The sequence below is a fragment of the Saccharicrinis sp. GN24d3 genome, assembly GCF_052400645.1.
GTDB lineage: Bacteria > Bacteroidota > Bacteroidia > Bacteroidales > Marinilabiliaceae > Saccharicrinis.
The window spans coordinates 1-13,828 of record NZ_JBQTGI010000005.1; the positions used below are offsets into that span (position 1 = coordinate 1).

14 protein-coding genes are annotated in these 13,828 nt (G+C 37.2%); 8 read left to right on the forward strand and 6 right to left on the reverse strand.

The window, feature by feature from the left end:
* Window positions 1-208: 208 nt before the first annotated feature.
* From hypB to hypF, 6 genes are all read right to left on the reverse strand, one after another.
* The gene (hypB, locus tag ACT29I_RS07340; RefSeq protein ID WP_430934497.1) at window positions 209-862 is read right to left on the reverse strand and encodes a hydrogenase nickel incorporation protein HypB; all 654 of its coding nucleotides are present in this window, start codon (window positions 860-862) and stop codon (window positions 209-211) included.
* A gap of 139 nt (window positions 863-1,001) precedes the next feature.
* Window positions 1,002-1,340 carry a hydrogenase maturation nickel metallochaperone HypA gene (hypA, locus tag ACT29I_RS07345; protein ID WP_430934496.1) on the reverse strand — a complete coding sequence of 113 codons (339 nt, stop codon included), beginning with the start codon at window positions 1,338-1,340 and terminating at the stop codon, window positions 1,002-1,004.
* Window positions 1,341-1,593: 253 nt separating this feature from the next.
* Window positions 1,594-2,607 (reverse strand): hydrogenase expression/formation protein HypE, encoded by a 1,014-nt coding sequence (hypE, locus tag ACT29I_RS07350; RefSeq protein WP_430934495.1) that lies wholly within the window; start codon window positions 2,605-2,607, stop codon window positions 1,594-1,596.
* On the reverse strand, window positions 2,597-3,685 hold the full coding sequence (gene hypD, locus ACT29I_RS07355; protein ID WP_444793100.1) for a hydrogenase formation protein HypD: 1,089 nt from the start codon (window positions 3,683-3,685) through the stop codon (window positions 2,597-2,599). Before hypD ends, hypE begins: the two co-directional genes overlap by 11 nt.
* A gap of 72 nt (window positions 3,686-3,757) precedes the next feature.
* The gene (locus ACT29I_RS07360; RefSeq protein ID WP_430934493.1) at window positions 3,758-3,979 is read right to left on the reverse strand and encodes a HypC/HybG/HupF family hydrogenase formation chaperone; all 222 of its coding nucleotides are present in this window, start codon (window positions 3,977-3,979) and stop codon (window positions 3,758-3,760) included.
* Window positions 3,980-4,043: 64 nt separating this feature from the next.
* Window positions 4,044-6,332, reverse strand: a complete 2,289-nt coding sequence (hypF, locus tag ACT29I_RS07365; RefSeq protein WP_444793101.1) for a carbamoyltransferase HypF — start codon at window positions 6,330-6,332, stop codon at window positions 4,044-4,046.
* A 383-nt stretch (window positions 6,333-6,715) separates the two neighbouring features.
* Here hypF and ACT29I_RS07370 point away from each other — a divergent pair, with 383 nt between their 5' ends.
* The 8 genes from ACT29I_RS07370 to ACT29I_RS07405 are packed head-to-tail and all read left to right on the forward strand — an operon-like array spanning window position 6,716 to window position 13,827.
* Window positions 6,716-7,579 (forward strand): 4Fe-4S dicluster domain-containing protein, encoded by an 864-nt coding sequence (locus tag ACT29I_RS07370; RefSeq protein WP_430934491.1) that lies wholly within the window; start codon window positions 6,716-6,718, stop codon window positions 7,577-7,579.
* Between the two features lies 1 nt (window position 7,580).
* A complete protein-coding gene (locus tag ACT29I_RS07375) occupies window positions 7,581-8,405 on the forward strand; it encodes an FAD/NAD(P)-binding protein (protein WP_430934490.1) in 825 nt (274 codons plus the stop codon).
* 10 nt (window positions 8,406-8,415) lie between these two features.
* Window positions 8,416-8,913, forward strand: coding sequence for a 4Fe-4S dicluster domain-containing protein (locus ACT29I_RS07380; RefSeq protein ID WP_444793102.1), 498 nt, complete (start codon window positions 8,416-8,418; stop codon window positions 8,911-8,913).
* A 34-nt stretch (window positions 8,914-8,947) separates the two neighbouring features.
* Entirely contained in the window at window positions 8,948-9,880 is a 933-nt protein-coding gene (locus ACT29I_RS07385) for a respiratory chain complex I subunit 1 family protein (RefSeq protein WP_444793103.1), read from the forward strand.
* A gap of 11 nt (window positions 9,881-9,891) precedes the next feature.
* The gene (locus ACT29I_RS07390; protein ID WP_430934487.1) at window positions 9,892-10,305 is read left to right on the forward strand and encodes an NADH-quinone oxidoreductase subunit B family protein; all 414 of its coding nucleotides are present in this window, start codon (window positions 9,892-9,894) and stop codon (window positions 10,303-10,305) included.
* A gap of 8 nt (window positions 10,306-10,313) precedes the next feature.
* Window positions 10,314-10,754, forward strand: a complete 441-nt coding sequence (locus tag ACT29I_RS07395; protein WP_430934486.1) for an NADH-quinone oxidoreductase subunit C — start codon at window positions 10,314-10,316, stop codon at window positions 10,752-10,754.
* 6 nt (window positions 10,755-10,760) lie between these two features.
* A complete protein-coding gene (locus ACT29I_RS07400) occupies window positions 10,761-11,954 on the forward strand; it encodes a hydrogenase large subunit (protein WP_444793104.1) in 1,194 nt (397 codons plus the stop codon).
* A 13-nt stretch (window positions 11,955-11,967) separates the two neighbouring features.
* Window positions 11,968-13,827: an NADH-quinone oxidoreductase subunit 5 family protein gene (locus tag ACT29I_RS07405; RefSeq protein ID WP_444793105.1), complete on the forward strand. Its 1,860-nt coding sequence runs from the start codon at window positions 11,968-11,970 to the stop codon at window positions 13,825-13,827.
* Window position 13,828 lies beyond the last annotated feature (1 nt).

The following is a 13,828-nucleotide window of genomic DNA, read 5'->3' on the forward strand; positions in this document are numbered from 1 at the left end:
CCGTAATAAATTCGGGACGATCTGTCCCTGAGGTATCTCGGGAGGTTATCCCAACATCGATCCGAGAAACCCAATTTTGGGTTGTCACAATGGGTTGAGATACTTATTCCCTGCCGGAATCAGCGATTGTTAATAGTTAAGGTTGTCAGTTGGATTCGTTTATAATAACAAGACAATTGGGATGGGAAGTGAAAATATGCAAAAACAATCAAGATCGAAACTTAAACTTTCCCTTAAACCATTCTAATACATTATGAATACCGTTTTGTTGCGTACATGATATTTCATAAAAGGGTGTGTTGATACCCAGTTGTTGTAGATCTGTTTTAAAATTGCCCATATTAAAGTTTGTATATTGCATTAAATCTATTTTGTTTAGAATAATCATGTCTGCCTTTCGAAACAGCATGGGGTACTTTGCTGGTTTGTCATCGCCTTCGGTTGTGCTGATCAAAGCAACACGGTAGTTCTCACCCAAGTCAAATACCGTCGGGCATATTAAATTTCCCACATTTTCGACAAGAATCACATCAAGCTTATCTAAATCAAATTCAGCTAAAGCGTTGCTAATACTATTTGAGTCGAGATGGCATCCGCCTTCCGTATTTATCTGTACAACAGGCACATGGTATTTAATTAAACGCTTGGCGTCGCGATCTGTATAAGCATCACCTTCAATTATTCCGATACGATATTCCTGTGCCAGATTTTTACATAGTATTTCCAGAAGTGATGTCTTTCCGGTTCCCGGAGAACTGATGAAATTGAACATCACAACATGGTTTTGTTCTAAAAGTTGTCTGATATCGTTGGCTTTATCCTGGTTCTTATCCAGTACATTGCGCATTATCTTTATTTTCATCCGTTAAAATTTTCAAGTTGTTATTTTATTATACTTTAAAATTTGAGAACGGATGTAACCGCTCCGCTCTCACATGGACTTATTTAAATCATCTTTATTTGTGAACTTTTAATTAAAAAAGTACATGTTCGTTTCATAATTATTCTCCTTCAATACTTTTTATGGTTAACTCATTTCCATTGATAAGATTCAGGTTATTACTTTGGCATTTAGGGCAATAAAAAAAATCTTTTACATGAAAAATTTCTTTACAATTATTGCATTGTGCTTTGATGGGTACTATTTCAATATTTAGTATGGCATCTTGTGCTATGGTGTTTTCGGCGGCACTTTCAAAGGCAAAACGAAATATTTCAGGAACAATCTGCTGTATCTCTCCCAAAAGGAAATTTACTTTTGAAATTTTACTTAACTTTTCTTTTTGGGATACTTCGATAATTATTTCAAACAAATTATTCACAATAGCAATTTCGTGCATTTTTTACCCGTTTATAATTGATAAGAGACAGATATCTTTCAGATGGAAGATGCTGTGTTATCAAGTTAAGGCTAAAACCGTAAATTTCATAACTGATTTGCAATATTTGCGATAGGATACGGCATTTTACCAACAATCAATAACGCTGATTTCATCGCTAAATAGTATTATTTGCATGAAAACTAGTGTGCAATTTTCACTCTTGTTGTCCGTGCCTGTTTTATTTATTGTATTATTGGTAAGTCCTTGCCGTCTAACATATTCGGGGTAATTGTTCCCCGGCGAGCATTTTAATCAAACGTTTTCCTCCTATTATACTATTCATTACTACCTCACCGCTATAGTTGTCTGTTATCTTCCCAATCAGGCTATATGATTTACCAAGTATGTCATTATGTAATATTTCTCTCATGGCGGTTTCATCCGCTTTATCAACCACAAATAATACTTTTCCTTCGTTTGCTAGGTAAAGAGGGTCAAATCCTAAGACTTCACATAATGCTTTTACGCTATCTTTAATCGGGATTTCCTTCTCATTTATTTCTATGCCCAATTTTTTTCCGGATATTACTTCATCAAGGACTGTCGCTAATCCGCCGCGGGTCAGGTCGCGCATAAATTTTACCCGAATTCCTGCATCCAATATCTTTTTAATCAAATGATTTAAACAAGCACAATCCGATTGGATATCGGTTTTTATAGGCAGGTCTTCTCTTGCTGTCAGCACAGCCATAGCGTGATCTCCAAGCGTGCCGTTAATAAATAATATGTCACCTGGTTCTAAGTGGTTACCCTTTGCAATGTTTTTATGTTCGTCTTTTACAATTCCAATTCCAGAAGTATTAATAAAAACCTTATCGGCTTTTCCTTTATTGATGACTTTCGTATCACCGGTAACAATTTGTACACCCGCGCTTTTCGCTTCAAGTGCCATTGCTTTTACAATTTCTTCCAGTTTGGCTAAAGAAAAACCTTCTTCAATGATAAATCCGGCACTTATAAATTGAGGTTGAGCCCCTGAGACAGCCAGATCGTTTATTGTTCCGCAAATCGCTAATTTGCCAACATTGCCACCAGGAAAAAATAGTGGGTCAACTACATATGAATCTGTGGTAAATGCAATATTGTTTGCTGGTATCGTTAAAATTGCAGAATCTGTGTTTTTTTTTAGTTCTTCATGATTAAAATATCTAAAGAATAAATTGTTGAGTAATTGATGCATCAACTTGCCGCCGCTTCCATGGCCAAGTAAAATATTATTTTCCATATTGATGATATTTAAAGTAGGACTGACAGGCACCTTCGTTGGAAACCATGCAGGCACCAACCGGATTTTCTGGACGGCAATTTTGAGCAAAAAGGATGCAATCGGAAGGTGATTTTTTACCTTTCAGAATTTCCCCGCAAATACAGCCTTTGTCCGGTTCTTTTGTTTTAAAAGATACGGAAAATTGATGTTCGGCATCGTATTTATAGTATTGGGGACGCAGTTTTAAAACACTTCTTTTGATAGATCCCAATCCGCGCCATTTTCCATCTACTGCTACAAACACCTGGTCCATAATTTTCTTGGCTTTTTTATTTCCATTGGGTTTTACAGCACGTTTGTATTGAATCTCTACCTTTGGATCATTATTTTTAAGTTGTACCAGAAGCATATGTATGGAATGTAAAATATCCAAAGGCTCAAATCCTGAAATAACGCAACCTAATCCAAAATCTCTGCATACTTCTTCATACATCGCAGAACCTGCAATGGTGCTTACATGCCCCGGACAGATGTAACCATTAATTTTTACCCCGTCCTCAACAATGGCTTTCATGGCAGGCGGCATTATTTTGTGGGCACTAAGAATTGAAAAATTGTTCAGATTCATTTGTTCTGCCTCTAAAACTGCAACAGCAGTACCCGGAGAAGTCGTCTCGAACCCAATGGCCGCAAAAACCACATTTTGTTTTGGGTTTTCAGTAGCGATTTTCAATGCATCGAGAGAAGATAATACAACACGGATATCAGCTCCGGCTGCTTTGGCTTTATCAAGGGAAGTGTATGACCCGGGTACGCGAATCAAATCGCCGAATGTGCAAATAATTGTTTTATCCAATTGCCCCAGAGCTGTTAAGTGGTCGATATAAGACGTGTCCGTAACACAAACCGGACAGCCGGGCCCCGAAATTAGTTTTATAGTTGAAGGCAATAACGATGGTATTCCGAATCTCTGTATGGCCATTGTATGTCCACCACAGACTTCCATAAAAATATAAGGTTTATCAGCTATTTTTTTTATTGAAGCACAAAGCTTATTGATGAGTTCCGGATTTCTATATTCATCGATATATTTCATGTTTTAAATGTTGGTATATTAGAAATGCGGTACATTGTAAATGTCTCCCTTAAACTCAACACTCACTTCTCATTACTCGCCGCTTTTTTCCATCTCTTCAAAAATTTGGAGCGTCAGTTTGGCCTCTTCTTCATCAATTTTTTGAATGGCAAATCCTGCATGTAATAATACGTAGTCTCCAACCTTTATGTCTTCAATCATTTGTAGCCCTGCGGAATAGTTTACGTTGCCAATTCTCACTTCAGCTTTATCACCTTTAATGGAAATTATTTTTGCCGGAATACTTAAACACATAACAATTTTGTTTTAATGATAATGTCACTACTACTGCTTTTATTGTTGGCAGAATTTACGAAGTTTATTTGTTTAAATAGTTTGCAGCTATTGCTATTTGTCCGAGGGCAATGCCTCCATCATTTGGAGGTACTTTTCGATTTGTATAAACTTTAAACCCGATATTTTGAAGTTGATGTTCTAGATGCTCCAGTAAATAACGATTTTGAAAAGTTCCACCAGATAAAATTACATGATTTATCCCATACTTTTGCTGCAATAAGGTCACAATTTTTAGGATTACTTCGATAATGGTCTGATGAAAGCGAGCGGAAATTATTGAAACAGGTACATTACTCTTTAAATCTTTTAGAATCTGGGCAATCGTTTTTTTGAATGAGATTATTTTACCGGATATTTCATAACCATATTTATCCTGGCATGTCTTATCGATTCTTGCTTCCAGTTTCATAGGTGCTTCCGCTTCAAAATCTGCATAATTGCATATGTTAATCATAGAGGCAATGGCATCAAATAAACGTCCTGCACTGCAACTTAACGGTACATTGATGTTTTTTTTCAGCGAAGAGAGTACCATTTTAATATGATCCATGGAAATACCTTGTAGGAAATCACAACCGGAATACTGAAATTTTTCCCCAAAAGTATGATAGAGGTATGCAACAGCCATACGCCAGGGTTGTTTCACTGCCAAATCGCCACCGGGCATAGGGATGTATTCAAAATGGTATTCCCTTGAAAAATCCGACAAATCACAACACATAAATTCACTGCCCCAAATATTTCCATCGGTTCCATATCCGCTTCCATCAAAACAAATCCCGATTACCTTATCCGTTAGCCCATGTTCAGCCAATACCGATGCGATATGTGCATGATGATGATAAACTTTTACACATTTGGTATTGTATTTCGTTTTAAAGTCATTAGCAAATTTTGTGGTGAGATAATCCGGGTGAGCATCGGTAACTATGCAGGCAGGATGACTTATATGGTATAAATTCATAAACCTGTCAACCGTTTCACGATAGGAATGGTATATTTCGTAATTTTTTATATCACCAATGTGTTGACTTAAAATAGCTTTGTTTTCTTTTCCAATAGCAAAGCAGTTTTTTTGCTCAGCACCGGTGGCAATTATGTTTTCGGTGCAAAACGGCACATCAATAGATCGTGGCACATACCCTCTGGAACGACGAATTAGTTGAGGTTTGCCATTTGTAATTTGTAGCACAGAATCATCAGCGCGGTTCCATATTTGACGGTTATACATTACAATCCCATCCGTATTGTTTTCCAGTTTGTTGACTACTTCATGATTGTCTGTTAAATTCGGTTCGCCACTAATATTACAACTCGTATACACCAATGCTTTTGTTTGTATTTTATCAAAAAGCAGGTAATGAAAAGGCATATATGGTAACATGCAGCCCAATGTGTGTAACCCGTCGTTTATGCCGGGAGTAAGTTGCCTTTTTTGTTCTAGTAATACCACAGGGCGTTGCCATGATGTTATTGCTTTCTTTTCTTCGTTATTAAGAAACGCAAAATCTTCAACCTCTTTCTCATCACTAAACATGACGGCAAATGGCTTTTTGTCTCTTCTTTTTATTTTTCTTACTTTATCTACAGCTAGTTGGTTCATGGCATCGCAGACAAGGAAAAAGCTGCCAACGCCTTTTATTGCTAATACACCACCATTTTTTATGATAAAGTAAATAGCTCGTATAATTTCATCTATCCTTAATATTCTATCCTTCTTCAACAGCAATGTATATCCAGGACCGCAATTATTGCAGGAAATTGGTTGTGCATGAAATCTCCGATCATCAACATCATAATATTCCTTCGCACAATCATGGCACATTTCAAAAACATCCATAGTAGTTTCCTTTCTATCATAAGGGAAACCTTTGATGATTGTAAATCGAGGACCGCAATGCGTGCAGTTGGTGAAAGAATAATGTAACCTGCGGGATTGAGTACTCATGTCGTGCAAACATTCACTGCATATGGCAATATCCGGACTGATTTCCGTAAAATCATGCGTGCTTTCAACGCTTTCGATTATTCTAAAATCATTCGAAAAAGATTGTTCTGTGGTGTAAAAATCAATAGATGTAATATCTGCTGCTGCAGGGCTATGAGTTGCGAGTGACTGTATAAAATGTAATTTATCATCTTCATTTCCTTGAAAACCAATCTCTACACCATTTCTGGTATTTCTTACAAAACCGGTGATGTGATTATTTTTAGCTAGTTTATATACAAAAGGCCGAAAACCAACTCCTTGTACAAGTCCATGAATACGTACAAAATTTTTATTTTCTATGTCGGCTCGTCTGAATAACATGTATTACCATTTTTATTTCACTATGAGCTTTATTGAATACTTGGTATTATGCCGATATCATTAATGATTGAGATTATCGATTATAACGTAGATAAGTCTCAACACATAATATAACCGGCATTATTTATTTTTAACTATAGTCAGTCTTAGTAAAAATATCATTTTATAATAAATAATGTCTCAAAAAAATATGATTATCTATGTATATTTTGTAACTTATTGGATAGTAATATACTAGCTTTATGTCAAGGATTTTAAAGTTACCGAGAGAGATTTGGGATGATATCCTCAAGCAATTGACGAAGGATTACCATATTTATGCCCCTATACCATGTGAAAACGAACAGGATTATGAATTACTTCATGATGATAACATTAGCGATGTGATTTATAATAAACCCAAACCTGCAACTCCTTTAAAAACTTTTTTATTACCTGTAAAACAAAACTTAGTAAAAGAAGATAATTTAAAACCGGGTATTATATTAGGAATTCCTGCCTGTGATCTGTCAGCAGTAAATCTGTTAAGCGAAATATACTTAGGTAAGGATTTTAAAGATACTGCCTACCAAAACAGATTAGAAAACTACTTATTTATAGGAACAGATTGTTACTCAATACAAGAACATTGTCATTGTACATCATATGGATGCAAACCTTATCCAACAGAAAATACAGACCTAGTATTATCCTGTATTAACTCAACTGTTTTTATAGAAGCCCTGAGTGTTAAAGGAGATGTTTTTATTGGACAAATCGAATCAAAGGTTGCTTTTAAAGAAGCCACAGAAAAAGAGGTAAATCAAATCAACGAGAAACGGGAAAGTAGTTTCCGACAACTCAAAGAAAAAAATAAAAAACTCCCGGATTACAAAAAAACAGGGGAACTAGTAAAGCAGGCAAATGAAGAAATATGGAAAAAATATTCCGATACATGTGTGTCATGTGGTGCATGTGCCACTATTTGTCCGACCTGTACCTGCTTTTTATTAATTGACAGACCTGGTTTCGAAAAGATTAGACAATTAGATGCCTGCCAATTACCGGCATTTGCTCGTGTGGCAGCAGGTGAGGATCCTTTGCAGGACTTAAATGTGCGGTTTAAAAACAGGTATATGTGTAAGTACGTTTGGAAACCGGAAAAATTTAATTCAGTTGCATGCACTGGTTGTGGAAGATGTATAGAAGCCTGTATTGGCAAGATTAATAAGAACGAGATATTTGTTGAATTAAATGAAGTGAAATAAAGTGGATGCTGATCAAAACATATATCAATGTATAAAAGCGGAACTAACTGAGGTTATCGAAGAGTCACCTACTATTAAATCGTTTGTTTTGAAGCCTGAAAAGGAATTTGAATTTAAAACAGGACAATTTGTAGAATTGACATTAGATGGAATTGGTGAAGCACCTTTTACACCATCATCATCTCCTCTTGAAAAAGATGAAATTCAAATTACCGTAATGAGAGCAGGTTATGTCACGGAAAAAATTCATCAGCTTAAACCTGGTGTTTTAATGGGTATTAGAGGGCCTTATGGAAGAGGTTATCCATTAGATAAGTTTTTTGGTAAGGAAGTATTGGTGCTTGGAGGTGGTTGTGGGTTTGCCCCATTGCGTTCTTTACTGTACAACCTAAAAGCAGAAGAAGACAAAATTAAAAAATTGGTCTTTTGCTATGGTTCCAAAACACCGGCAGAATGCATATATAAACCTTATATAAACGAATTGCGACAAATAAAGAAATTTGAGGTGCACAGAAGTGTGGATAGTTCTGACGAAACCTGGACAGAAGAAGTGGGCGTGGTAACCAATCTTTTAGATAAAATAACTATAAATGTTGAAGATTCTGTCGCTGTAGTTTGTGGTCCGCCGGTAATGATGAAGTTTGGAACTTTCAAATTACTTGAAATGGGATATCCTGAAGATAGGATTTATTTGTCCATGGAGAAAAATATGTCATGCGGATTAGGTAAATGCGGGCATTGTATGATGGGGAAATATTTCGTGTGCAAAGATGGACCGGTATTTACCTACGAAGAGGTAAAAGAACAGCCTGATATTTGGCAATAATTATTAAGATATGGGCAAAAGAGTAATTATTGATTTATCGAAATTTAGGGATTGCAGAACAACCGGGGAATGCGACAAGCCGCAGCCGGCTGGTGTATGGTTAGGGTTCCCCGATAATACTGGTTTAAAAACAATCCGGGAGTTGGCAATTTTTCAGTTCACATGTCGAAAATGTGAAGATGCACCATGCATGACTGTTTGCCCTACTGATGCATTGGAGAGAAATAAGGATGGAATAATTACACGAGCATTAAACCTTTGCATATCCTGTAAATCATGTGTTACAGCTTGTCCATTTGGTACTTTGATGACCGATTTTTTTACATTCACTACACATGTGGATGATTATCTCGACCTGGCTGATGAGGATGACCTAAAAAAATTTATGGACCAATGCCCCGAAGGAGCAGTTGGTTTTACAGACAATGAAGCATCTGAAGATGAAAATATATACCCATTGAACGAAAAAATATTGATCAAAGAAGTTCCTTGGGACAAACTTAAATAGTGAAGTTTTAAATGCTTTAATACAAAACGATCCGATGGTAGCCGATTTATTTTATTATTTTATCTATCCAGGATTTTTATTTACTGCTGTAATAGGTGGTTTAATAGCTGGTGTGGACAGAAAAATTACTGCCCGTGTGCAGTTTCGTAAAGGTCCTCCAATCATTCAGCCGTTCTATGATTTTTTAAAGCTTTTGCTCGTAAAAGAAACCATTCTGCCTGCTAAGGGATCCAAAATCACATTTCTGCTTGCTCCTGTATTTGCGGTTTTCGGTGCTTCAACATCAGCAATCTTAATCATGTTACCGCTTTTCGGCATCAATACAGGTTTCCAGGGAGATGTTATTGTAGTATTTTATTTACTGGGTATCCCATCACTTGCCTATATTATCGGAGCGCTGGCTTCGGGCAATCCTCTTGCTGCTGTCGGTGGTTCGAGGGAGATGAAATTAATAATTAGTTATGAGCTTACTTTCATACTGATAATTGCAGCTATTATCCTTAAGGCTGGGGCAAGTGTAAGTCTATACAAGATAATTGAGATTCAACAATCAGGAACTGCTTTTATAGGTAGTGTTTCAGGTGTTTTGCTGTTTATAGCAGCAATTTTTTGTGTTCAGGCTAAACTCGGACTTGTACCCTTTGATATGGGAGAAGCAGAAACAGAAATTGCCGAAGGGGCATTTATTGAATACTCAGGTTCTGCTTACGCGCTCATTAAACTCACAAAGTACATGTTGTTTTTTACTTTGCCGGCATTTATTATTCTATTGTTCTTGAGTGGAATACAATTTTCAGGGATCCATATATTATGGTCGGTTCTTAAGCTGGTTGCCGTGGTATTGCTTATCACGTTGATACGTAATACTAATCCGAGACTAAAAATAGGACAAGCGATGAGGTTTTTCCTTATCTGGATGAATCTTTTGGTGGTGGTTGCTATAACGTTAAGTTATTTAGGATATTAAAAAATAGAGACGTGGGATTAAAAGATTTTTGTTTTAGAAAATCATTGTGGCTGTTTCATTACGGTGGAGCTTCTTGTAACAATTGTGACATCGAAATATTGGATTGTCTTACTTCAAGATTTGATGTGGAACGCTTTGGTATGAAGCTGGTAGGTAGCCCACGTCACGCTGATGTGCTGTTGGTTAATGGCTCTATTAACAAACGTGATAAAGACCGTTTGATCGAGGTATATAACCAAATGGCAAAACCCGTATTGGTTGTGGCAATAGGGGCATGTGGTTGCACAGGAGGAATTTTTGCGGAAGGCATCACTTTTGCCGGACCTGTTGATAAAATTATTCCGGTAGATGTTTACGTACCGGGCTGTCCTCCAAAACCTGAGGCAATCATAGGTGGAATAGTAAAATTATTGAATAAAAAATAATTTCTGGGATGGAAAAAGAACTGTTTATAGAAAAAATCACAACTCGTTTTGGAGATAAAATTCTAAGAACTGAAATCATAAAACAGAACAGAATTCTGGTTGATATCGACAAGCATGCTATCCTGGAAATAGTTGATTATTTGCATAATGGCATACAATTCAGGTTTATCATTGCTTCGGCATTTCATACAAAAGCAGGATTTGAAATATTGTATCATTTTAGTGATGATAAAGCGGGGAATATCGCAAATTTTCATGTGGTATTACCTCAGGAGAACCCGGAAATTGAATCGCTGACGCAGTGTTTTATTGCAGCCGATTGGATTGAACGGGAAATGCATGAATTATTTGGGATTACATTTTTAAACCATACCAATCCGGGTAAACTTCTTTCGGAAGGAAATTGGGCTGAAGGAGTTTATCCGTATAGAAAAGATTTTACAAAATAAAGGAGAATGAGCGAGAAAAAAGTCATACCGATAGGGCCGTATCATCCGCTTCAGGAAGAACCGGAACTTTTTAAGCTGTATTGCGAAGGTGAAATAGTGAAAGATGTAAAGTGGGAAACAGGTTATAATCATCGGGGCATAGAGAAGCTCAGTGAAAGTAAATCCTTTGATCAATCGTTTTTTCTGGTCGAGCGGATTTGTGGCATTTGTTCTACATCGCATCCTTTTGCTTTTGCAAATGCGATGGAAGAAATTGCTTGCGTGGAGGTTCCTGATCGTGCTAAATATATTCGAAGTATTATTGGTGAATTAGAGCGGATTCATAGTCATTTATTATGGGTTGGTTTAGCAGGACATTTTTTGGGTTATGATACTGTTTTTATGTGGGCATGGAAATATAGGGAACCGGTACTCGATCTCTTCGAAATGATCTCCGGAAACAGAAATAGCTATGCCATGTTTAAAATCGGTGGCGTGCGAAGGGATATTGAAAATGCCAAAATACCTAAGATCCGAGAAGTGCTCGCTTTCCTTAAAAAGAAGGTCGATTTATTGACGGGTGCTGTCATGGACGATCCCGTCATTCATGCACGCACAAAAGGTGTTGGAGTGATCACAAAAGAAGATATTATGGAGTATTGTGCTGTCGGCCCTACAGCCAGGGCTTCAGGCGTAGATATCGATGTACGGAGAGATGACCCTCATGCCGCTTATCCTCTTGTAGACTGGAAAGTAATTACTGCTCAGGGAGGTGATGTTTTTGCGAAAGCAGAAGTAAGACTTCTTGAAATGTATGAATCCATTAAAATTATAGAACAATGCCTGAACGGACTCGGAAAGGTAAAAGAAGGTGATATTGAAGTTGTGGTCAAAAATATTCCGGCAGGAATAGGCACCGGACGTTATGAAGCACCACGGGGTGAAGTATTCCATTTCGTAAAAACAATAGGTACAAATTCACCGGCAAGGCATAAAATCCGTGCCCCGAGTTATGTGAATATTGCAACCTTCAAAAAGTCATGTGTTGGACAAACCATTTCTGATGCGGCAATATCGCTGGCCGCTGTTGACCCTTGTTACTGTTGTACCGAACGCATGGCTGCGGTATACGATTACGCTACAGGCGAAAAGGTGTTGAATGGTGTAGAGATAATTGAAAAGTCGAAAAGAAAGTCAGATGAAATAAGACGTAATAGTTGATTGAGTTTAAGTCATGAGCGAAGCAGGTAACATCATAATATTACCCATAGTTGTCGGGATACTACTTCTGATATTCCCGGATAAAGTGAAAATTATTAAGGGGCTGATTGCCGTCGTTATTTCACTAATATCTGGCTTTTTTGCTATTAAACTGTATCAAACCGAAGCTGCAATTGTGGATTTGAGTCTGTTCTCCGGACTGATTACAGAAGATTCGCTATCCCTTAGAGGTATAAATACTTACTGCCAGTTAAATATCGACCCGTTAAGCCAGCTTATTACTTTAGGGATCAGTTTTTTTGCTGTACTAATTTCCATCTATTCGCTTACCAATATTACCAGGGAGAAAAAGGTCTATCATTTTTATCCTTTTTTCTTAATAACACTGGGATGTGCCAATGGCGCGGCATTAGCAGATAATCTGATTCTTTTCCTTGTATTCTGGGGGGCACTTGGACTAACATTATACAAGTTAATTAAAGGGTATGATGAGGAAAGTTCTGCTGCTGCTAAAGAAACATTAATTCTAATCGGCGCTTCCGATAGTGTTATGATGATAGGTATAGCTTTAATTGGGGTAATTGCAGGTACTTATAATATGTCTGAATTGAATATCAGCACGTCAACAGGGATTGGGATTATGGCTTTTTTAACCTTACTTGTTGGTAGTTTTACAAAAGCCGGTGCCTTTCCTTTTCATACATGGGTACCCGATTATACCCAAAAAGCTCCGGCTGCATCATCCGCCTTTTTACCGGCATCATTGGATAAATTACTGGGTATATATTTACTTGCCCGGTTATGTACCGATATTTTTGTGTTGAACCAATGGTTAAAACTGGTTATATTAATTCTTGGGGTTACTACTATCATTACAGCTGTACTCATGGCTCTCGTACAACACGATTATAAAAGATTACTAGGTTTTCATGCTGTCTCTCAAGTAGGTTATATGGTAATAGGTTTTGGCTTAGGAACACCCATTGGTGTTGCGGCCGGATTATTTCATATGGTAAACCATGCGCTATATAAAAGTGGATTGTTTTTATCCGCTGGTAGTGTATACCACCAAACTGGCCAATCAGATCTGAATGGGTTAGGAGGATTATCTAAATCTATGCCCATAACTTTTATAGCAGCTCTTGTTTTTGCGTTGTCCATTTCGGGTATTCCTCCATTAAATGGTTTTGCATCAAAATGGATGATCTACCAGGGAATTATTGATTTTGGAACATTACCTGGAATCGCAAATCAATTATGGATGGTCTGGCTTGCTCTGGCAGTAATAGGTTCCGCACTAACGCTGGCCAGTTTTGTGAAATTTATGACTGGAATTTTTATGGGGCGTCGAAATCCGGACTTGGAATCAGTAAAAGAGGTGAACGTTTTAATGTTGAGCCCCAAAATAATATTAGCCCTGATTTGCATTTTGTTGGGTGTATTTGCTACTGATTATTTCGTTCCAAAAATATTCTATCCTATTACAGGTCAGTTCAAATTTGTTGGTATTTGGCAATCTTCATTTGTCTCATTGTTAGTAGTTCTATCGGTTATCCTGGGATTACTAATTTATTTAATAGGGAATATAAAAAACTTCCGGACAGCCGACAGTTATGTTGGAGGAGAGAAGTGGGAAGAGAAAGCGGCATTTCCGGTCACCGGATTTTATGATACGATCCGAAATGCAAAAGTATTCAAATCCATGTACGATAAGGCGGAGAAACACTGGTTTGATATTTACGATCTAACCAAAAGCGTAGTGCTAAGTTCCAATAAGGTACTAAGTAAGGCGCATACTGGTATTTTAACTGATTATACTATCTGGCTTTTTGCCGGATTGGTTATTATGCTCGTGTTATTTTTAATAGTCTGAC